Source organism: Roseisalinus antarcticus (genome assembly GCF_900172355.1).
In the GTDB taxonomy this organism is placed as follows: Bacteria; Pseudomonadota; Alphaproteobacteria; order Rhodobacterales; family Rhodobacteraceae; genus Oceanicola; species Oceanicola antarcticus_A.
In genome coordinates this window covers 1-20,871 of sequence record NZ_FWFZ01000046.1, presented here as the reverse complement: position 1 = coordinate 20,871, position 20,871 = coordinate 1, and the positions used below count along the sequence as shown (strand labels likewise).

Sequence of the window (20,871 nt, the reverse complement as noted above, 5' to 3'; positions counted from 1 at the left end):
GATCAAGGACGCCACGGTCAAACGCTACCACTACGACAGCCACGGCCAGTTGCGGACGCACCTCGCCGACTTCCTCGCAGCGTACAACTTCGCGCGAAGGCTGAAGACCCTGAACGGCCTCACGCCTTACGAATACATCTGCAAAATCTGGACGTCAGAGCCAGATCGATTCATCCTCGACCCGATCCACCAGATGCCGGGACTGAATACCTAGACGGGGGGAACTCAAACTCCAGTAGATGCTCGGTGGACGGAGCTCGTCTTTTCGGCTGCAGGACGGGTGCGGGGCGACTCATCTGCGCACCTATCTGCGCCGGGTCCGAGACCGTTGGGATGCAAGGCGCGGGAGCGGCGACCATCGAAGAGATCACGGGCTCCAATGCCCTGACAAAATCCCCAACGGGCCACGGGTTGGCGCAGATCTCTGGATCGGATGGCCAGGGGCGCGTCGCGATAGAGCTCTGGTCATGATCAACAATGCGCCAAGGGAAAAGTTTGCGAGCCTTCTCAGGAACAAGTGAGCCGCACGGGCATTCACGCAGCAGAGGTGGCGAAAAGGCCATCTTGGTGCAGTGTGGTCTTCTGTCCCGATATTCCCCTGATCACACTGCATCCGCCGCCCCGGCGCGATGACGATCGTCGGAGGTCGAGATACATCGCATAGGGTGTCGATCGCGGTGGGGGGAATCGGGCTGAGAAAGCGCTGAGCCGCGGGGCATCTTGGAACAAAGCCGGGCCCCGGGGCTTCTGTTCTTGATGGAATTTGAAACAAAGCGAGATCTCATGCCGGTCATGCGAGACGGGGACAGGGCGAATGACCGGACACGCAGTGTCACGGGAACGGTGCGGGGCGCCGTGGAATGGCTGTTGCGTCAGCGCCGTACCGATCAGGCACCGCGCCTGTCCGAACAGCCGTCGGAGGCGCTTTCCGACCTCAAGATCCTGGTCACGGCCGACGAGGCCTATCGCGAATTCGAGCGGTTGGTGCTGTCGGCAAAAGAAAGCCTCACAGCCGGCTTCCGGATCTTCGATCCCGACACCCGGCTGCTGTCGGACGCGGCGCGGCAGGTGGGCGATACCTGGGAGGATCTGATCGCCGATGCGCTCGCGCGCGGGGTGCGCATACAGATCATCCTCAGCGATTTCGATCCGGTTTTCGCACCCTCCCTTCATCGCAGAAGCTGGATGTCCCAACGCCGGTTGACCGAACGGGCCGCGGCGGAAGGCTGCGCGGAGCGGTTGGAGGTGGATGTGCACATGCACCCGTCCCGGTCGGGTTATCCGATCAGGCTGGCCGCCGCCCGCACGGCGCGGCGCCGGCTTCGGGACATGGCGCGCTGGATCAACGACCAGGGCGAGCTGCGGCGCGAGGAATACCTCCGCGACGTACCCGGTCTCGACGGGATGCTGGTCCGGGACGAGACCGGCAAGGTGAGCCTGGCCAAGGGGGTCATCCCTCCGATGCGCCCCATCAGCCACCATCAGAAACTTGCCGTGATCGACCGCAAGGCGCTCTACGTCGGCGGGCTCGACCTCGACAACCGGCGCCAGGATGACAAGTCGCATGATCAGGCCGGTCCGCGGACCTGGGCCGACGTGCAGCTTTCCTTCACCGGACCGGCCGCGGCCTCTGCCGAAGACCACCTTTTGGCCTTCCGCGACGAGGTGGCGGGCAAACGGGTGCCGGCTGCATCCCGCGACGGGCTGCTGCGCACGCTGTCGGTGCGCCGGACCGGGCTCGGGGCGCTTGGCCTGGGTCCGGCCCCGGCGGTGCACGAGCTTGTCGACCGGACGGCCGAGGGCGTGGCCGGAGCGACCCAGCTGATCTACTTGGAGACGCAGTTCCTGCGCGATCTGCACCTTTGCCGGGATCTGGCCCGGCGGGGGCAGTCGATCCGCGATCTGGGGCTGATCGTCTGCCTGCCCGCCGCCCCCGAAGAGCTGGCGTTCGAGGGTGCCCAAGGCATGGACATGCGCTTTGGCGAGCATCTGCAATCGCGCTGCGTCGAGATCCTCTCGCGGGCTTTCGGCGACCGGGTGTCCTTCGTCAGCCCGGCCCAGCCGCGCGGCATGGCGCCCGATGGCACGCGGGGGGTGCTGTGCGGCGCACCCATCGTCTATGTCCACTCCAAGGTCTCGATCTTCGATGACCGTCTGGCGCTGGTGTCCTCGGCCAACCTCAATGGGCGCAGCGCCCGCTGGGACACCGAGCTTGGAGTCGCGCTGACGGATGCGGCGCAGGTCAAGCGCCTGCGCAGCCGTGTGATGAACCACTGGCTCCCCGAGGACCCGGCGCCGGAGTTGCTGAACCCTGCCACTGCCGCGCAGGCATGGGGCCGGCTCGCCGAAGCCAACCGGAAGCGCCAGCCGGCCGAACGCGAGGGCTTTCTTTTGCCCTATCCCGCCAGTGCGCCGCGCAAGTTCGGGCGCCCGCTGCCCGGTGTTACCCAGGACATCATGTAGGGAACATCCCGGCGCCTGGTCCGTTGACTCCATGTAACGGGATGCAAACGCCCGTAGACGAGACATGACAACGGAAGGATACGCCATGAATTGGGACCAGATCCAAGGCAACTGGAAAGAGATGAAGGGCGAGGCCCGCGCACGTTGGGGCGAGCTGACCGACGACGACCTGACCGAGGCCCAAGGCGACCGTGAAGCGCTTGAGGGCAAGATCCAAGAACGTTACGGCAAGTCCAAGGAAGAAGCTAAGCGGGAAGTCGACAGCTGGCTTTCCAGCTCCTGAACAAGCGCTTCGTGACCTGAAAAGAAGGGGCCGGCAGAGAAATCTGGCGGCCCCTTTTTCATGCCTCTCCCATGCCGGTGCCGGCGGCCATGACGCTCAGCTCGCGATCTTCTTGTCGAGGGCGGACAGGTTGGACTGGTCGCTGAGCAGCAGCGCCAGCGGTCGCGCCGCCGGGATATGGGCGCAGATCACCATGATCGCCACGGTGACAGGCGTGGCCAGGAACGCGCCGGCAATGCCCCAGATCCAGCCCCAGAGCAGCAGGGAGACAAAGATGACCACCGGCGAGACGGCGATCTGACGGCCCTGGATGCGGGGGTCGATCCAGTTGCCAATGATCTGCTCGATCGCGAACAGACCCGCTGCGATCCAGAGCGCCGTGACGAAATCCTTGGTGAAGAAGGCATAGATCGTGGGCAGGACGCCGGAAATGACCGACCCGATATTGGGGATGAACACCAGCAGGAAGGTCAACACCGCCCAGACCGCCAGCAGTCCGACATCGAACAGGATCAGCCAACCGAGGTAGGCGGCCGCCGACAGAACGCCGATGCCGGTGCGCACCACCAGCCAGCTGCGCAGCTTCGATGCCGTGGCCTGAAGCGCCTCCTGCATCTGCGGGGCGACATCGCTCCAGAGACTGTCGGTCTTGGAGGTCCAGAGGGAGGCTTCGTCGATGATCAGCAGCACGAGGAAAACCACGAGGATCGTGGCCGCCAGCAGCGTGCCGGTCGCCCCGGCGATCTGTTGAAGCAGGGTGCCGCCGGCGCCGACAAGCCAGCCGCTGAGCGCATCGGTGCTGCGTTGGAGGACATCGACGACGATGGCGCGGGTGCCATGGCTCATGCTGTCCGAGTCCGTCAGCCCCTCGAGCCGGGTTTCCAGAATGCTGCGCATTCGGTCCACCGAGGGCAGCTGCGCCAGAAGCTGGTCGGCGCAATAGACCAGGCCCATCACGAACGACGCCAGAACCAGCACGAGCAGCATCATGATGGCAAGCCGACTGAGCCAGGATACCTTGGAGGGCAGGCGGGCGGAGATGGCGCTGTCGAGCGGGGCGAGGATCAGCGCCAGCATGATCGCGAAGACCAGAGGCACGATGACGGCGGCTAGGGCGTGGAACGCCCAGCCCACGAGGATCAGGGCCACGATGCCGAGAAGCCACCGGACCGGTTGCCCCTGGCCCAGATCGCGGACCCGGGTGCGGATCGATCTACCGGTCTCTGACACGGGTGGCATCCTTTCGTGCTGGACGGGCGGGGGCGTGTTGCAGCCCAAGGCCCGCCTGTCCGCGGCGCATCCGGACATAGCTGTTCAATCCATCATCGGGCGTGCACATGGGCCGCTTCGTCCTTTCGTCTTGATCTTGTCGGGGCGTGATATGGGCGGTCAACCGCGGCTCGCCTGCATTGTTCCGAGGGCTCCGGGACGCGCTATTGCCGATCCCGGCCCGACAGCGCGTCTTGCGAGAACGGCAGGGCCCGGAACCGGAGCGAGAAGACGTTGATCTCGCCGTCCCGATACGTCTCGAGCTTGCCGCGCAATTGCCGGGCGAACCCCTTGACCAGCCGCGAGCCCAGGGCTGCGGTGCCAGGGCCCTCGACCGCTGCCTGGTCGGCGTTGCATTCCACCGTCACCCGAAGCAGCGGACCGAGGTCGGGGGGCTCCGCGGGGGCGTCCTCCTTCAGGCGGATGCGCACCCATCTGTCGCCCCCGGCCGAGGCAAGCGTCCAGGACAATGCGGTCGTGAACGCCTCCGCCACCATCATCGCCGCGGGCACCGCCTGGTCGGGGGTAAGGGTCACCAGGGCCAGGTCGAGCTCCAGCCGGGGCCGGTGCGCGGCGGGGAAATTGCCCAGGACCGTGTCCGAAAGGGGCAGCACCACCTCGCGCAGGACCTCGTTCGCCCGGATCTCGCTCGGCCGCTGGGCGGCATAGACCTGGCGGTGCACCGCGGCAAGGCTCGCGATCCGACCGCTGACCTTTTCGAGCGCCGCTTCGGTGCCCGCGTCATCCACCTCCCGCAGTTGGAGATTGATCATCGACAGGATCATTTGCAGGTTGTTCTTGACCCGGTGGTGAACCTCTTTCAGCAGCACGTCCTTGTCGCGCAGGGCGGCTTTCAGCGCCGCCTCATCGCGCAGCAGTTCCTGCGCGGTCTGGGCGAAAGTGGCATCCATGCTGCGCAACTCGGTGGGCAGCGGCCGGTCCGGTGCGGGCGTCTCCAGCGAGCGGTCCTGGCCGAACCGCCGCATCCGGGCGGCGAGGCTGCGGACGGGGCCCACCAGCGAATGCTCGAGGCCGGCGAAGACCAGGATCAGGGTCGCGACCCACATCAGAAGCGGAAAGGCCTGAGGGCTCAGGATCCAAGCCTCCGCCGATCGGGTCGGGTGGAGACGGGAGCCGAGGACATAGCCCGATTCCTCGAAGGCGTTGGCCAGCACGTATTCCCGTCGGACCCCGTCGCGCCCTTCGGCCACGAAGCTGCGGTCGTCGTCGGCCAGCACCTCGGCCAGGTCGAACCCCTCGGGCACGAAGCTTTCGTAGGGGACGGAGCCGTCGGGGCTCGCGCTCAGGTTCCGGCCCGCGGCGTCCATCACCATGTAGTCGAATCCGGTCGTCTCCGGCACCGGTTCGGAATGGTCCAGCGGCCCGCGCTTGATGACCGATATTGCGCTCATCCCCCGAAAGACGCCGGTGGGGGCAAAGACCGGGCTGAACGCGGTGACCACCGGCTCGCCGGACAGGAACCCGTCGGCATTGGCGACGACAAAGGACCGCCGCTGCGCCATCCGCAGATCGAAGGTACGCGCCAGCGAGAAATCCACGCCCTGGCCTAGGGTCGCGCATTCGGTCATTCCGTCGAGCGGTATGAAGGCCACGAAGGTCACGCGCCCTTCGTAGCGGGCGGCGAACCGTTCCAGTGCCGCGTTGCAGACGGCCGCGCTTCGCGGCGTCGACAGATACGTGGCGGCCAGCGCGTTGGCCGCGCCGAGGGCGGTGTCGATGGCCTCGCCCTCGCGCCGGGCCACGTCGGCCGTTGTGACCGCAAGGTTGAGGCTGCGCACCCGGTCGAGCTCTCTGTCAAGCTGGCCCGTCTGGCTGATCGCGATCAGCCCGAGGGGCAGCATCGCCACGCTGATCAGCACGGCGAGGCGCAGAGACAGGCTTTGCGTCCAGCGTCCGGTGCGCCCGGTCGGCGCGGGGGCGCTTTCGTCGCCCGCCTTCGGGGCGCCTTCGGGCTCCCCTGCGCCAGAACGCGACATCAGACGGCCTTGAAACCCTGGTCGGAGACGACCGCGGCTGTCGCGCGATCGGTCAGCTCCATCGCATCGTCGGGGTCGATGTCCATCAACTCGGCAAGCCTTTCGCGGCCCCGGTTCAGGCGGCTCTTGATCGTGCCGATCTTGACGCCGCACATCTCCGCTGCCTCGTCATAGGCGTGGCCGAGCGCCCCCACTAGGATCAGCACCTCGCGTTGTTCATCGGGAAGCTGGACGAAGGCCGCGCGGAAATCCATCAGGTTGAGCCGCCCGTCGTGGGACGGCTTCGTTGTCAGCTTGGCGGCCATTTCGCCATCGCTGTCAGCCACCTCCCGCGAGGCTCGGCGGCGATCGGTGTAGAAGGTGTTGCGCAGGATGGTGAAAAGCCAGGCCCGCATGTTGGTGCCGGGCTCGAAACGGTGCAGGTTCTTCCAGGCCTTCAGCACGGATTCCTGAACCAGGTCGTCGGCCGCCGAGGGGTTGCGCGTCAGGCTCAGGGCGAAGGCGCGCAACACCTTTAGATGTTGCATCATTTCGGCCTTCACCCGGGCCGCGACTTCTGGATCGGACGTGTTCACCTGGCCCGGGGGCGGCGTTGCGGCGACGGGGGCCGGCGCCTCCGGGCGGGCCTGATCCGCGCCGGTCCGCGAGGCGGTTTCCGGGCGGGTGGAACTGTCGGGATGTATCGTGATGTCGTTCATCGGCTGGCCTCCTCTTCGGACCCCTCGTTCGCGGTCTCGGCGGTGCCGTCGGCATCGTCATCAGGGGTGTCCGCCTCGGCCTCGCCCAGACGCGCGACAAGGTCCTTGAGATGTTCGGAAAGCTCCTCCTGGACGTCTTCCTCGAATATCTTGCGCAGGTTGTCGTCGATCTGGGCCTCGACGACCGCCGGTCGTATCGGCTGCTTGCTTTTCGGTGACATGGTTGTCCGCCAATCAGGGTCGTTACGAGTGCTGTTGGGAACAAATCGTGCGGGAGCTCGTTTTGTTCCGAGAAAAATATGGAGTTCACAATGCCCGACCTTCAGAACGGCGTGGAGAAACAGCGTTCTTTGTCCGAGCGCATCGGCAGCGGCCTTCCGTTCCTGCGCCGCCACGCCCGCGCCCTGACCGGCAGCCGGTCGGTCGGCGATCACTACGCGGCCGAGACCCTGGAGGCCGTGCTGCATGATCCCGAGAGCTTTCTCGCGGGGCCGGTCGACGGCCGCGGCGCCTTGTTCCGGGTGTTCTACGACATCTGGCGCGGGGCGGATTCCCCGTTCCCGCAAAAGGACGACCTGGGGCAGGGGGCCCGCGGTCAGGCCATGCGCCGCCTCGCGCGTCTGACGCCGAAATCCCGCGAGGCGCTGCTTCTGCACACGGTCGAGGATTTCACCCAGACCGAGGTCGCCACGATCCTGCGGATCACCCCGGAAGAGGCCGATCGCCTGGTCAAGGTGGCACGCCAGGAGATGTACGAACTGGTGAAGGGCCGAATCCTCGTGATCGAGGACGAGACGGTCATCGCCATGGATATCGAGGGCATCGTCGAGAGCATGGGGCACGAGGTGACCGGTGTGGCGACGACCGCCGACGAGGCCGTCGACCTTGGCGATGCGGCCGAGCCCGACATGATCCTCGCCGATATCCGGCTGGCCGACGGGTCCAGTGGCATCGATGCGGTTTCCGACCTGTTGCAGAAATTCGGGGACATACCGGTGGTCTTCATCACCGCCTTTCCCGAACTTCTGCTGACCGGCAACAAGCGTGAGCCCGCCTTCATGATCGCCAAGCCCTATTCGCCCGGTCAGGTCATGACCGCGATCAGCCAGGCGATGTTCTTCGCCTCGACCGAGACGCTGAAGATGTAAGCTTCAGCGCACGGACTGGCCCAGGGTGTCGGCCATGTAGGCGCCGCGCTCACCCATGGGCCGGTCCGGTCCCCGCGTGGTGTCGTGGCAGGTCTGATGCTCGAGCTCGGCGTTCAGATGCGCCCCGAGCAGGACGACGAAGCACGACAGCCACAACCACAGCAACAGGATCACCGCGCCCCCGAGGGCGCCGTATGTCTCGTTGTAGCTGCCGAAATTAGCCACGTAGAGCGAGAAGATCGCCGACGAGACCAGCCACAGCACGGTCGCGATGACAGATCCCGCGCTGACCCAGCTCCATTTCGCCGGGCGGCGCGCGGGGGCGAAACGATAGATCAGCGCCAGCGACGCCATCGACAACAGCGCGAGGACGGTGAAGCTGATGCCGTTGACCACGAATTCGACCATGGCATCGGCGCGCAGGATCGAGGCGATGGTTGGCACGACCACGATTGTGCCGAGCGCGGTAAGTGACATCAGCAACAGCAGCAGGGTCAGGCCCACGGCCACGGCATTGCGCACGAGGAGGTTGCGCGTCTCTATCTCGTTGTTCGCGAGGTTGATGCCCTCGATCAGGTTGTTGACCCCGCGCGAGGCGAGGACCAGCGCCACGATCAGCGAGCCGAGCGCCGCAACCCCCAGCCCGCCGTCACCCTGCGCGTCCAGCCCCTGGGCTTGGCTTTGCAGGATCTCGACCGAGGAGGCCGGAAGCACCCCTTCCAGCCGCTGCAGCTCGTCCGTGGCCGAGCCCGGCTCGAAGATCAGCGCCGAGATCGAGATGAACGCGCCGAGCCCGGGGATGATCGCCAGAAGCGAGAAGAACGCGATGCCCCCGGCCATGACGCTCACATGGTCGTCGTTCACCCGGGTCCAGACCCGCCACAGCACGTCCTTCCAGCCGGCCCGCGGCATGTCCCCCGGCTGGGTGACCTGGCGGCCTTCGGCGCTGTCGCCGCACGCGGTCTTGTTGGTGCTGTCATCGCTCATGCGACGGCCCTCGATGCGCCGCCATGCTGCCGCAAGAGGTCCTCGCGCAGCAGAGCCGCGTTGCGCAGGTTCCCCTTGAAGCCGATGTCGAAGATGTCGCCGACAAGGGGGATGGCGCCGATGATCCAGTCGATGCCGGCATTGCCGCCCATCCGGACCAGTGTCCGCTTTCGGGCGCCCAGCTGTGCGCCCCGGGTTATCATGTAGGCCGAAGGCAGCGCGGCAAGCGTGTCGCCGACGCCGGGGATCAGGCCCAGCAGCCCGTCCGCGCCGATGTGAAACGAGGTGAACGGGATGCGGAACCGCGCGTCGAGCGTGTGAGCCAACCGTTCCAGCCGCGCGATTTCGGTCGCGATCTCGGCGGGGGCGTCGTGTAGCTGCGCCGCGGTGCGGCGCTCGTCGTGATCGAGTACGGTCATGGGGTTACCTCCGCGCAATGATCCATACGGCGTGAATGATGCCGGGGATGTAGCCCAGGATCGTAAGAAGGATGTTGAGCCAGAACTGGCCCCTCAGACCGACCTGCAGAAAGACGCCCAGAGGCGGCAGCAGAACGGAGAAAATGATACGGATCAGGTCCATAGTTCATTCCTTTCAAGACAAATGCGGCGTCGGGGCCGCGTGAGTATTTCGTCCCGGACATTTGGCCGGCAGAATGCCGGACAAGGCCTCCAGGGCCGATAGACAGCTGCGACCGTCACGGCCTGGTCGCCTGAGCCGTCCCCTCAGGGCCCGCGCCGCTCACGTCTGGGCCGAGACCGTGCGGGATGGCCGATCGACCCTTTCCTGTCAGGCCGAACGTTCCGTTGCGAAGCCTCTGCGCCCACTTCGGGCTCGCCCTCGGACAGCCCGATCAGGGCGAGGACACAGTGAGGCAAACCCTCGTCATCCTGTGCCATGTCGCCGCGCATTTCGCCGACCTGGGGCACGCCTCCCGGTTCTTTGCCGCTGCGGCCCGGGGGAAGGTCGCGCCCGGCTTCATCGTGGCGAGGCGGTATCCCTCAGGTCTGTGTGCGCGATGACCGGCTGGGCACCCGTGTCCAAACCTGTGGTCATGTCTTGGGTCTCCTTGTCGTTGTTGCGGCGCGCCCGCCGAAAGGGACTGCTTTCATTTGGAGATCAACCGCGGCCGGGTGCGCGATGTTCCATGAGACTTGGGCGTTTCGGGCGCCGCCGCCCGTCCGGCTGCCTGTCCCGCGCGGCTCCACACCCTTGTCTTGCGGCCCTGTGCCTTTTCCGTCCGACCCGCCGGAACAAAAGCATCGCCCGGTGTTTGACTCCGCAGATGCCCATGACGGGCAAGTGAACCAAAGGAGATATCCATGTTGGAAATCGGCGGAATCGGAGGACTTATCGTCCTCATTCTCGATATCTGGGCCATCGTGTCGATCGTCGGATCGGCCGCGTCGACGGGATCCAAGGTGCTGTGGTGCCTGCTGGTCTTGATCCTGCCGATCATCGGCTTCATCATCTGGCTGGTCGCTGGCCCCCGGTCGGTGCCGCAGACGCGGTGATCGATCGTGGCCCCGCGCCACCAGACGAAAAAAGGGCGGACCCGGTCGGGTTCGCCCTTTTTCATGATCTGCCTGCCGGCTCTTGATGACCCGATCAGATTGTCTCGGCGCTCCCCCACGGGGTTTTCAAGTGATCCGCTCATCGGTCGGCGTCTGGGGAGGTCGGGGTCCGCTTATGTCGTCTCAGAGCACGAGCTGCAGGACGGCCAGTACGACGACGACGACACCGATCAGATAAAAGACGCTGTGCATTCGGGGTTCCTCATTTCACTTCCATGGGGGCGCGAAGGTGTTTCGCACCCTGGTTTCAGGGGCCAGCTTCACGCGGTGGCGGGCGGCACGGGGCCGACCACCTCGCCGAAGGCTCCGGCGGTGTCGCGATAGGCAATCAACGCCGGCGATGTCCTCTCTCCGGCGGTGCGTGATCTACAACACCAAGCACCGCCGCTGCCGTTTGTTCCCTGTAGGTCGGCAGATCTTTCCCCCAGTGGCCGCAAGGACGGGTGTGGTCCGAGCTTCCCCAGCGGTGGCAAACGCGCCTTGGACAGGCGCCGCGCCCTGTGCACCGGCCACTTCGGGCGGCGTCTTGAATCCTCGCTGCCCCGGGGCTAGACCTTACCGCAACTGGAAGGTCCGGGAAGGGCTGATGAACATCTCCGCCGCATCCAAGGCCGCAGGTCTGCCCGTCAAGACCGTGCGGTACTACGCCGATATCGGCCTGGTCGAGGCGACCTCGCGGACCGAGGCCGGATACCGGACCTATGACGAGGCCTCGGTGCGCAAGCTGGCCTTCATTCGGCGCTCGCGGCAGTTCGGATTCAGCATCGAGGAATGCAGGGAACTGCTGGGCCTTTACGAGGACCGGGACCGCTCGAGCTCCGAGGTCAAGCGCATCGCCGCCAAGCGGCTGACCGAAATCGAGGCCAAGCAGCGGGAACTGCAGTCCCTGCACGACGAACTGGCCCACCTCGTGAAAGCCTGCCGCGGCGACACCCGCCCCGATTGCCCGATCATCGACTATCTCGGCTGATCACCCCCGCGGGTCCGGCAGGCGCACCGATGCCGTCCCGGACGCCGGGCCCGCGAGTGGTTTGCGGGCGTTCCCCTGGATGATCGGCGCAGACGACCTCGGGTGGGCATCTGCGCCGCGCCACCCTGCCGCAGGCCCACCGGCAGGTCACCCATGCGCGGGCGAGCCCCGCGGATGACCTTCGCCGGGGCGCTGTTGCCAGGCCGCGGCCGCAGGCTTAGGCTTTGACCCGAAGCCTGTACCTGTGCGACATCCCCCCGGCCGTCTCCGCATCAAGCCCGCGAGGCCTGCCCGAGCGTTGCGTTTGGCCCCCTGTAGTGAGCCGTTGTCATGGCAGACCCGAAGACCCTCCCCCTGTCTGACACGACCGTGATCGTCACGGGAATGCACCGGTCGGGGACATCGCTTCTGGCGGGCCTTCTGGGCAAGCTCGGGCTACGGCAGGCCAATCTTCTGATGCCGCCGAACCAGGCCAACCCGGCCGGGTATTTCGAGCCGCCGGACATCGCGGCGCTCAATGACGAGATCCTGGGTCGGGTCGACAGATCCTGGGCCGACCCCAAGCCGATGCCTGACGGGTGGATGGCCTCGGGGGCGCTTACGGGCATCGCCGAGAGGGCCAGGGACCTGTTCGGCCGCCGCTTCGACAGCCCGCGCGGCGCGGTGGTCAAGGATCCCCGGTTCTCGCGCACCCTGCCGGTTTGGCTGAAGCTCATGGCCGAGATCGGGACCACGCCGGTGATCTTCATCGCAAGCCGCCATCCCGCCGAGGTCGGTGCCTCGCTCTGCCGGCGCGACGGCATGTCTTCCGATCATGCCGAGCGGCTCTGGGCCAGCTATTTCCTCGAGGCCGAGCATGGTTCGCGCGGCTGCCGTCGCTGTGTCGTGCGCTATGAGGAGATGCTCTCGGACGCGCCGCAGGCCCTCGTGTCCGCCTTCGCGGACATGGGCGTCGATCTTGGCCCCGTCGATGCCGCCACCACCGCCGAGCTGCGAGACTTCGTCGACGGCGCGTTGCACCGGAACCGGCTTGCACAAGCCGAGGACCAAGGACCGGCGGGACCTGACGATCTGGCGACCCGGCTCTTTGCACATGCCGGCGGCGATCGCCGTCTGGTGGATCACGAAAAACTTGCGAGGTTCCACCGGGACTGGCAGGCCGACTGGACGCGGATCAGCCCCGGGGCGCAACGGTCGGATTTCATGACAAGGTTCCCGGGCTGGTATGTCTCCAGGAGCCAGGACCTGCTGCAATCGGGCGGCGATGTCGACGAAGCGATGGCCCTTCTGCACCGCGCGGCAGAGCTGGCACCCGCGCATTTCCGGCCGCATCACCTGATGGGCAACGTGCACGCGCATCTTGGCGAGTTGCCGGCCGCCGTCGCGGCCCAGCGGCGGGCCATCGCGTTCAACGCGGGCTTCATGCCGGCGCATATGGCGCTGATCCGCGGGTTGCGACAGATGGGGACCGTCGAAGAGGCGATCCGTGCCGCCCGCCACGCTCTGAAGCTGGAGCCCGGGCACACGAACGCCCGCCACCTGCTGGGCGTCCTGTTGGCCGAGGCGGGCGACATGGACGCGGCGATTGACGCCCAACGAGAGGTCATTGCGCGGAATGACAGCATCGTTGCCGCCCATCTCGCCCTGTGCCGGGCATTGCTGCAGACGAATGATGTCGACGGGGCGCTTAGGTCCGCCACCCGCGCGGTCGAGATCGCCCCGGACACGCTCGGCGCCCAGCATCTTCTGGGTTCCGTCCTCGCGCGGCGCGGCGAATGGGAGGGCGCGATCGCGGCGCAGCAACGGGCCCTGGCGCTGGACGGCGCGTTCGTGCCCGCGCTCGTGGCCCTGAGCCGAGCGCTAAGCAGTGCGGGCCGCACGGACGAGGCCATTCAGGCGGCGCAAAGGGCCAATGAGGTGGCCCCGAACCATGCCGTGGCGAAAACCCTGCTGAAGCGGCTTCTGGCCGAAGGCGAAGGTTGATCCAGGCCCCTCAGACCACCGGATAGACATACCGGGTGAGACGTTGCGCGGGGGCAGGTGCCCCTTCCCAGTCGAGGGATCCGTCCCGCAGGCGTTCCGCCAGCTTGTCCATAAGGTCGGCCATGTGCCGGTCGCCCTCGGCGGCGGCTTGCGCCGCGAGCCGTGCCCAGAAACGGCCCTGCCCGCCATAGACCTCGGGCAGCGGGCGGGGCGGGGCGTCCAGCTGCGCCATTGGCGGGCACAGCACGCTGTCGTCCGTCGTGGCGGGGGCGGCCAAAGGGGCACCCGGAGCGTCGGCGGCGAAAAGCGCCATCATCCGCTCCATGAACTCCGCCTGATCAATCCGCTTCAAAAAGCATCCTCCCGATCTTCCCCAGGGCCTCGTCCTTTTGTGACCTCTTGCGCACAAGAAAGCCGCCGATCGCCAGCAGGTCGAGATGGGTGTTGAGAAAACACTCCACCGCGTCCCGCGGGGTGCAGACAATGGGCTCTCCGCGCACGTTGAACGAGGTGTTGAGCAGCATGGGACACCCCGTCAACGCGTCGAACGCCGACAGGATCGCGCCTGCACGGGCGCCCCCGGCCGGGTCGATGGTCTGCAGACGGGCGCTGAAATCCACATGGGTCACCGCGGCGAACCGGCTGGTGACCGCACCCTGCAGGTCCATCGGGGTGTTGAGCCCCCGGGCCCGGGCCTGGGCCAGGTCCATCTCGCCCCGGAACGCCGGTTTCAGCTTCGTGACCAACAGCATGTAGGGGCTCTCGGCGGGCGCCTCGAAGATCTCGGCGGCCCGGTCTGCCAGCACGATCGGCGCGAAGGGGCGCCAGTCCTCGCGGAACTTGATCGACCGGTTGACCCGGCTCAGTGTCTCGACCCCGCGCGGATCGGCCAGGATGGACCGGTTCCCCAGCGCCCTTGGTCCGAATTCCATCCGGCCGTCGAAATGCCCGACGATCTGCCCCTCGGCCAAGGCTTCGGCCGTCTCTCGGGCAAGCGCCTCGGGCGTGGCGGGCGCTTCGAAGACGAGGCCGGCGGCGTCCAGCGCGGCCCGGATCTCGTCGTCGGAATAGGAGGGGCCGAGCAGGCTGGCCGACATGCCGTCGCGGCCGGGCTTGCGTGCGGGGCGATCCGTCCCGTGCCGGCTGCGGGCCACGTCAAGCGCCGCCCCGAGTGCGCCGCCCGCATCGCCCGCCGCCGGCTGTATCCACAGCCCGTCGAGCCCGGGCAATTCGAGCCGCAGCCGGGTGTTGACGAGGCAATTCAGCGCGACCCCGCCCGCCAGGCACAGGTTGCGCTGACCCGTCAGGGCCAGCGCGGTTGTCGCCAGCCGCAACACCGCCTCTTCGAGGACCGCCTGGGCCGAGGCCGCGAGGTTCATGTGAAAGGGCGTCACCGGGGCATCCGGGCGCCGCGGCGGCTCTCCGAACAGCATCTCGAAGAGGGGGGAAATCGTGCTCGAACCCTTGTCGAAGTCGAAATACGCCATGTTCAGTTTGAACGAGCCGTCGGGCCGCAGGTCGATCAGGCTGTCGAGGATCTTCTGTCGGAACAGCGGCTCGCCGAACGAGGCGAGCCCCATCAGCTTGTATTCGCCGGAATTGACCTTGAACCCGCAGTATTGGGTGAACGCGCTGTAGAACATGCCCAGCGAATGGGGAAAACGGATCTCTCCCTCGGCCCGGAGCCCGGCGGCATCGCCGCGCCAGAGCGTCGTCGTCGAATATTCTCCAACCCCGTCCAGCACCAGCACCGCGGCGCCGTCGAACGGAGAGGGGTAGAAGGCCGACGCCGCGTGGCTTCTGTGGTGCGGCACGAAAACCACCCGGCCCGGATCGTCCACCAGATTGCGCAAGCGGCGGGGCAGGCCGGACGAGAGGGTCCGCAGCGTGGCGATCATCTGCGGCCAAAGCGGGGCCCCGCGCGGGGCCAGGTCGCGGGCCGTCCCGAGGATGCGCCGGGTCTTGAGGCTCGGGTCCTCGTAATAGGCGACGGCCTCGGGCGCTGTGCCCTCGGGCAGGTGCGACAGGCAGTAGCGGATCGCGTGTTCGGGAAAGCGCCAATCGGCCTTGCGGCGGGTGAAGCGTTCCTCCTGTGCGGCGGCCACGATCCGGTCGCCCCGCACGAGGGCCGCGGCGGAATCGTGGAAATGCGACGAGATGCCGAGGACATGGCCGGGTGACGTCATGGCGCATCTCCGCCGGGCAGGCTCGCGCAGAGGCCGGTCACCACCGGGTCCAGTCGTTCGGCAAAGAGCGCGTTGGCCCGCGCGTTGGGGTGGATGTCCCGGGGCAGGAAGGTGTGGTCCCTGTCATAGGGGGTGGAGATGTCGTGGGTCTCGGGGAAGCGGTCGCGGACGGCGGCGGAGAAATCCGGATCGAGCGCATCGAGCAGCACGAAGCCCAGCGGGACCGCCGCCTCGGCGGTCGTCTCGCGGACAAGGTCCAGCACCGCCAGGGTGGCGCTGTTGATCATGAAATCGTCGGGTAGGAAGATATGGAAATCGGCATCGCGGATCACGGGCTGCCAGATCGGGTGATAGACGATGCGGGCCCGGCCGTCCGCGTCGAGCCGCGCCACCGGTACCTGCTCCACCCCGAGGTGGTACCAGTCCGGCGAGAGATACTGCCGCATCCGCTGGGGATGGGCGATGTTGCGGAACCGGTGATCGCTTATGATCGCGAAGACCGCGGCATCGACCGCGCCTTGCGCAATGTCACGACGCAGCTGCAGCAGGTTTTGCGTCGTGCCGTGTCCGCCGATCCCGCGGTTCAGGATGCGCACCTGAGGCCGCGCGTCCTGAAGCCGCGCGGCAAAGGTCTCCTCGTCGGTGAGGCCGGTCCCGTAGGTGAAGGAGCAGCCATAGATCCCCACCCGCGGCCCCTTGGCCGGGGTGGCGTTGGGCACGCGACGCCAGCCGTCCCTGTCGATATGCTGGATCACGTTTTCGCGGAACCCGACCTGGACGCTGTGGTCCGGTGTCAGGCGCCAGCCCAGCACGGCATCGGGGCGAAACAGAAGGCGGGGTTTGAGGACGGGCTGCATCTCGTCTCCAGCGGGTGCGTCATCGACACTGCGGGTGCCGGGGCCGGCCTTTCGCGCCAACCTGCTCCCGTGCGCCGGAACATGCAACTCCCCGGGACGGGGTCGGCTGAGGGGGGCCTGGCCTCTACGCCCCGGCACTCAGGGCCTCCGCTTCGGACTGCAGCGCGGCGGCGGCCTTTCCGAGATCCGGTGGAAAGAGCGACAGGTCGTGGCTCTTGCTGCGACCGATCGAGGTGGGGTTTAAGAGACCCGGAGCGAGGACGGCATCGCCGGGCAGGCCCAGAAAGCGGCGGAAGCGGCGCCAGCACCGCTCGGGCTCGGCACAGACATCCTCGTAGCGCATGACAAGGAACCGGCCCGGCATATGGGTGGTCCCATAGTCCAGCGCGGCGCGGTTCGCTGCCGTCCAGAAGCGCAGCTGGCGCACCGGCATCGGCTCCTCCGGCGTGTTGGACAGCCCGAAGAGATGACCCCAATGGAGCGCCTGCCAGACGTTCTTGCTGAACGCCATGTCGAGCCCGTCTCGGATCACGTGGACATAGCGCAGCCCCGCAATCCGGCGGTCGAGATCGGGCAGGAAGATGTGGGTGTTCGGCTCCTTCCAACCCCAGGCCCGCGGGCCCGGACCGGGCCGGGAGGCGGCAAGCGCCTCGGCGTGTGGGCCCTGTGCGCCGACGCGCCACTGGCCCTCGGGGGGCAAGTTGCGACGCAATCCGTCGACAAGCGCCCGGTCGCCGGCCGCGAGCCGCCCGTCCAGCCCGAGGGTCATGGCTGTCACGAAAAGCCGTACGGCGACCGCGACCTCCGCCGGATCGGGGCGCCGCCTGGTCCAGTCCTGCCGCTTGAAGAGGACCGTGAACCACAGGTTGTCTAGCGGAACGTTCAGCGTCTCCCCGATATGCAGCCCGGCGTGCCGCAGCATCGCCGCAAAGACCCGCGTCCCGGACCCGCCGAGCCCGCCGATCGCAACAGGTGGCGGCCACTGGCCGGACGCGGCGGGCCATGTGTCGCGCGTCTCGGTCAAGCGGGCCGGCCGCCGCCCAGGTGCGCCATCCGGCCCAGCGCCGAGCCCCAAGGCATCGTGCCGAGACGGGGAACAGACCTGATCTGTGTACGTGATAGCCCTGCCATTGGCCCATTGAACGCCACTTGCGTCCGGCCGGCAAGCTGGCAGTCGCGGCGCCATGTCTTCGCAGGCGCGAAAGATCTGGATCCGGGCCGCTGTGATCCGGCGCCAACACATCGCAATTATCCCGAGGCGCCGGGCCGCGGTTAACCGTCCGGAAATCCCCCGCATGTTGAAAGGTCCACGTCTTTCGGCCAATGCTTGGACATGGCGAAAGCCTTTGACGACCGGGAGGGGGCGCAAGCGATCGGCCTCGGCCCGTCCAAGACCTCGGCCGCCCGACGGCCACGGCCAATCGGGAGCCTCCGGACATGTCCAACACGCTGCTTGACCGCATCAAGAAAGTCGTCGTCTCTCAGGGAGGGACCGCCGAGGTCGGGATCGCGATCCCGTTCGATGGCAGCGGCGCGACCATCACCGTCACCGGCCTGCCGAGCATCGGGGACCTGCAAACCGGGCCGGACGCAGAGGTTGTCCTTGACCAGACGCTGACTGTGGCGGAGCTGCGGTCCCTGACCTACGTGGCCGGCACGGGTGGGGACATCGGCGGCGGAGTGTTTACCTACACCGTCGCGCGGCCCGGCGCACCCACCGAAACCGGATCGGTCCTGTTCGAGACCCGCGGCCCCGCGAATGTCGCCTATCTCCTGGCCTCCTCCTCAAATTTCAGCGGAAGCGAGCTCTACCGCCTCTCCGCCGGCGGGGCACTGGATTTCATCGCCGATATCAGCGAGTCCTCCAACCGGATCGTGGAATTCACCGAATTTCAGGGGGCGCATTATTTTCAGCAACAGGGGCCGGAGGGGCGCGAGCTCTACCGCCTGAATGCCGATTTCAGCGCCGAGCTTGTGGCAGACCTCAACACCGACACCAACCAGGCCAACACCCCCAACAATTCCGATCCGGCGGCCTTCACCGAATTCAACGGGGCGCTCTATTTCAACGCGACCGACCAGGTCGGCACCTGGCTCTACCGGATCACCGCCGACGAGCAGGTCGAACGGGTCGGCGACATCCACCCCGACTATGGCGGCACCGGCGACACCCAATTTGCCGAGTTCAACGGCGCCCTCCATTTCATGGCCGAGACACTGGGCGGCGTCGGGATGGAGCTCTACCGCGTCACCGCCAACGGGACGGTCGAGGTGGTTGCCGACATCGGTCCCGGGGTCATGGGCTCGCAGCCCAGCGGTTTCACCGAATACGACGGTGCCCTCTATTTCAGCGCCCTCGGCCCCGACGGTCGAGAGCTCTACCGCCTCGACACCTCCGGCGCGGTCGAACAGGTCGCGGACATAAAGAGCGGACGGGCAGGCTCCGACCCGAGCGGGGGCCAGGTATTCGACGGCGCCCTCTATTTCTCGGCCGACGGCCCAAGCGGGCAAGAGCTCTACCGGCTCACATCCGGCAGTCCGCCAGAGCTGGTCGCCGACATCAACCCTGGCCCCGGCGGTTCGGAACCGGTCATCATCGCGGAATTCGGCGGTGCCCTTTACCTTTCGGCCTTCGATCCCGTCAATAATCGAGAGATGTACCGCCTGACACCCGACGGCGCTGTGACATTGGTGGAGGACATCAACCCGGGCTTCGGCTCGTCGCGCCCGGGCCCGGGGACGGTCTACAACGGCGATCTGTATTTTTCCGCGCAGGATTCCGGCTTCGTCAAGCTTCATCGTCTGACCCCCGCGGGCACGGTCGAGGTGGTCGAGACGATCAATCCGACGTTTCACTCCTGGCCGGTCGTCCTTGGAGAGTTCGACGGCCTTCTCTACTTCACCGCCAACGGCCCGGACGGAATCGAGCTCTACCGGGTCAACAAGGATGGCAGCGTCGATCTCGCCCAGGACATCAACCCCGGCGCGGACAGCTCCAGCCCCTCGTTTCTGACCGATGTGCCACGCCCGATCCTGGGCACCCACGGCAACGACACCTTGCAGGGCGACCTGCGGGACGATCTGATCGTGGGTCATGCGGGGCGTGACACGCTCTCGGGCGGCGACGGCAATGACATCCTGCACGGCGACCGCGAAACGGGGCACGGAACGGCCACATATCCCGGCATCGGCTTCGGGAGTGGCGAGATTTTCAAATCCGCATTGGGCGATGCAGGCTCCCCCGACCAGGCGGTCGAGATCGCGGCGGACTTCAGCCTCTCCGCGAGCGGGATCATCGGCGCGTCGCGGGGTGTCCCCCATGTGACGATAATGGGCGAGGGCGCGTCGCCTCCCACCCAGGATTTCTATGCCCTGCCGGTCGTCAGCCGCGGCACCGAGGTGAGCCTCGACATCGACGGCGCCAGTTTCGACACCGAGGTCTCGATCGTCGATGCGGGCGGCAAGGTCTTTGCCAGCAAGGATGACGGGGCGGGCCTGGACCCGGGCAGCACCGAGGCGACCGACTCCTTCCTGAGCCATATCTTCGCTGAGGGCGGCAGCTACTACATCCGCGTGGGTCGGGGCGATGGTGGCGCCCAGACCGTGCCGGTTCCCGGCGGCGGGACCTACAGGCTGCATGTTTCGGTCGACGAGGCTGTGCTTTCGGGCCCGGATGACGACAGTCTGCGCGGGGAGGCGGGCGAGGATACGCTCTATGGCGGGGTCGGTCGGGATTTGGTCGATGGCGGCCAGAACAACGATCTCCTCTTCGGCGGCGCCGAGGACGACCAGCTGTCGGGCGGCGCGGGCGATGACCGGCTCCATGGCGATGACGGCCATGACAGGCTGGACGGAGCCTCCGGCCATGACCTGGTCTTCGGTGACGACGGCCAGGACGTGATTACGGGCGGCAGTGGCTACGACACCCTGTTCGGGGGAATGGGCCGGGATAGCCTCGAGGGAGGTGCACAGGATGACCTGCTCGACGGTGGCGACGACGATGACGCGCTCTACGGCGGCGCGGGCAACGACCGGCTGGAGGGGCGCAGCGGGAATGACCATGGCTCCGGCGGGTCCGGCGACGACATCATCGTCACCGGCACGGGCAACGACACCTTCCGCGGCTGGAAGGGCGATGACGAGATCTACGCCATCAGCGGCAACAACACCCTGCGCGGCGACGATGGCAACGACGTCATCGACGGCGGCTCGGGCAGCGATTTCATCATCGGGGGCAACGATGACGACACCATATACGGCGGCACTGGTGACGATGACGTTAACGGCGGCAATGGAAATGATGTCGGCTCCGGCGGTTCGGGCAATGACCGGGTAACGGGTTATTCAGGAAATGATGATCTAAGGGGCTGGAAGGGCGACGACGACCTTCTGGTGAAGAACGGGACCAACACGCTGCGGGGCGACGACGGGGATGATGACATCCGCGGCGGCTCGG

The 20,871-nt window shown here is 66.9% G+C and carries 17 protein-coding genes and 2 pseudogenes; 8 read left to right on the top strand and 11 right to left on the bottom strand.

What is annotated here, in order from left to right; genetic code table 11:
• From ROA7023_RS21085 to ROA7023_RS21075, 3 genes and pseudogenes are all read left to right on the top strand, one after another.
• Positions 1 to 214 (top strand): annotated as a pseudogene (locus ROA7023_RS21085) (IS3 family transposase); the annotation flags it as partial.
• 569 nt (positions 215 to 783) lie between these two features.
• The gene (locus ROA7023_RS21080; protein ID WP_159458628.1) at positions 784 to 2,463 is read left to right on the top strand and encodes a phospholipase D family protein; all 1,680 of its coding nucleotides are present in this window, start codon (positions 784 to 786) and stop codon (positions 2,461 to 2,463) included.
• A gap of 85 nt (positions 2,464 to 2,548) precedes the next feature.
• Entirely contained in the window at positions 2,549 to 2,746 is a 198-nt protein-coding gene (locus tag ROA7023_RS21075) for a CsbD family protein (RefSeq protein WP_085880972.1), read from the top strand.
• A gap of 96 nt (positions 2,747 to 2,842) precedes the next feature.
• Here the strand turns inward: ROA7023_RS21075 and ROA7023_RS21070 are convergent, their stop codons facing one another.
• The 4 genes from ROA7023_RS21070 to ROA7023_RS21055 form a co-directional block, all read right to left on the bottom strand.
• On the bottom strand, positions 2,843 to 3,976 hold the full coding sequence (locus ROA7023_RS21070; RefSeq protein WP_159458627.1) for an AI-2E family transporter: 1,134 nt from the start codon (positions 3,974 to 3,976) through the stop codon (positions 2,843 to 2,845).
• 203 nt (positions 3,977 to 4,179) lie between these two features.
• On the bottom strand, positions 4,180 to 6,012 hold the full coding sequence (locus ROA7023_RS21065) for a sensor histidine kinase (protein WP_085880970.1): 1,833 nt from the start codon (positions 6,010 to 6,012) through the stop codon (positions 4,180 to 4,182).
• Positions 6,012 to 6,587, bottom strand: coding sequence for an RNA polymerase sigma factor (locus ROA7023_RS21060; RefSeq protein WP_268808031.1), 576 nt, complete (start codon positions 6,585 to 6,587; stop codon positions 6,012 to 6,014). Before ROA7023_RS21060 ends, ROA7023_RS21065 begins: the two co-directional genes overlap by 1 nt.
• Positions 6,588 to 6,706: 119 nt before the next feature.
• The gene (locus ROA7023_RS21055; RefSeq protein WP_085880968.1) at positions 6,707 to 6,931 is read right to left on the bottom strand and encodes a NepR family anti-sigma factor; all 225 of its coding nucleotides are present in this window, start codon (positions 6,929 to 6,931) and stop codon (positions 6,707 to 6,709) included.
• A gap of 90 nt (positions 6,932 to 7,021) precedes the next feature.
• Between ROA7023_RS21055 and ROA7023_RS21050 the strand changes: the two genes are divergently transcribed.
• On the top strand, positions 7,022 to 7,858 hold the full coding sequence (locus tag ROA7023_RS21050; protein WP_085880974.1) for a response regulator: 837 nt from the start codon (positions 7,022 to 7,024) through the stop codon (positions 7,856 to 7,858).
• 3 nt (positions 7,859 to 7,861) lie between these two features.
• Here ROA7023_RS21050 and ROA7023_RS21045 read toward each other — a convergent pair whose 3' ends face one another.
• From ROA7023_RS21045 to ROA7023_RS21035, 3 genes are read right to left on the bottom strand one after another with little or no spacing between them, the layout of a single operon-like run.
• Positions 7,862 to 8,845, bottom strand: coding sequence for a YihY/virulence factor BrkB family protein (locus ROA7023_RS21045; protein WP_085880967.1), 984 nt, complete (start codon positions 8,843 to 8,845; stop codon positions 7,862 to 7,864).
• Complete coding sequence (locus tag ROA7023_RS21040) at positions 8,842 to 9,264, bottom strand: DUF4112 domain-containing protein (protein ID WP_085880966.1); 423 nt, start codon at positions 9,262 to 9,264, stop codon at positions 8,842 to 8,844. The genes ROA7023_RS21045 and ROA7023_RS21040 overlap by 4 nt, the downstream gene beginning before the upstream one ends.
• A 4-nt stretch (positions 9,265 to 9,268) precedes the next feature.
• Positions 9,269 to 9,427 (bottom strand): YqaE/Pmp3 family membrane protein, encoded by a 159-nt coding sequence (locus ROA7023_RS21035; RefSeq protein WP_085880965.1) that lies wholly within the window; start codon positions 9,425 to 9,427, stop codon positions 9,269 to 9,271.
• A 740-nt stretch (positions 9,428 to 10,167) separates the two neighbouring features.
• Between ROA7023_RS21035 and ROA7023_RS21025 the strand changes: the two genes are divergently transcribed.
• The 3 genes from ROA7023_RS21025 to ROA7023_RS21015 all read left to right on the top strand — a co-directional run bounded on the left by ROA7023_RS21025 (position 10,168) and on the right by ROA7023_RS21015 (position 13,372).
• Entirely contained in the window at positions 10,168 to 10,359 is a 192-nt protein-coding gene (locus ROA7023_RS21025; protein ID WP_085880963.1) for a PLD nuclease N-terminal domain-containing protein, read from the top strand.
• Positions 10,360 to 11,005: 646 nt separating this feature from the next.
• On the top strand, positions 11,006 to 11,389 hold the full coding sequence (gene cueR / locus ROA7023_RS21020; RefSeq protein WP_085880962.1) for a Cu(I)-responsive transcriptional regulator: 384 nt from the start codon (positions 11,006 to 11,008) through the stop codon (positions 11,387 to 11,389).
• Positions 11,390 to 11,719: 330 nt separating this feature from the next.
• Positions 11,720 to 13,372 (top strand): tetratricopeptide repeat protein, encoded by a 1,653-nt coding sequence (locus tag ROA7023_RS21015; protein ID WP_085880961.1) that lies wholly within the window; start codon positions 11,720 to 11,722, stop codon positions 13,370 to 13,372.
• Positions 13,373 to 13,382: 10 nt separating this feature from the next.
• Here ROA7023_RS21015 and ROA7023_RS21010 read toward each other — a convergent pair whose 3' ends face one another.
• From ROA7023_RS21010 to ROA7023_RS20995, 4 genes are all read right to left on the bottom strand, one after another.
• Positions 13,383 to 13,724: a hypothetical protein gene (locus tag ROA7023_RS21010; RefSeq protein WP_085880960.1), complete on the bottom strand. Its 342-nt coding sequence runs from the start codon at positions 13,722 to 13,724 to the stop codon at positions 13,383 to 13,385.
• Positions 13,711 to 15,558: a carbamoyltransferase family protein gene (locus ROA7023_RS21005; protein WP_085880959.1), complete on the bottom strand. Its 1,848-nt coding sequence runs from the start codon at positions 15,556 to 15,558 to the stop codon at positions 13,711 to 13,713. The genes ROA7023_RS21010 and ROA7023_RS21005 overlap by 14 nt, the downstream gene beginning before the upstream one ends.
• Entirely contained in the window at positions 15,555 to 16,415 is an 861-nt protein-coding gene (locus ROA7023_RS21000) for an SGNH/GDSL hydrolase family protein (protein WP_085880958.1), read from the bottom strand. Before ROA7023_RS21000 ends, ROA7023_RS21005 begins: the two co-directional genes overlap by 4 nt.
• Before the next feature lie 124 nt (positions 16,416 to 16,539).
• Positions 16,540 to 17,439 (bottom strand): sulfotransferase, encoded by a 900-nt coding sequence (locus ROA7023_RS20995; protein WP_159458626.1) that lies wholly within the window; start codon positions 17,437 to 17,439, stop codon positions 16,540 to 16,542.
• Positions 17,440 to 17,852: 413 nt separating this feature from the next.
• Here ROA7023_RS20995 and ROA7023_RS20990 point away from each other — a divergent pair.
• A pseudogene (locus ROA7023_RS20990) lies at positions 17,853 to 20,871 on the top strand (hypothetical protein); the annotation flags it as partial.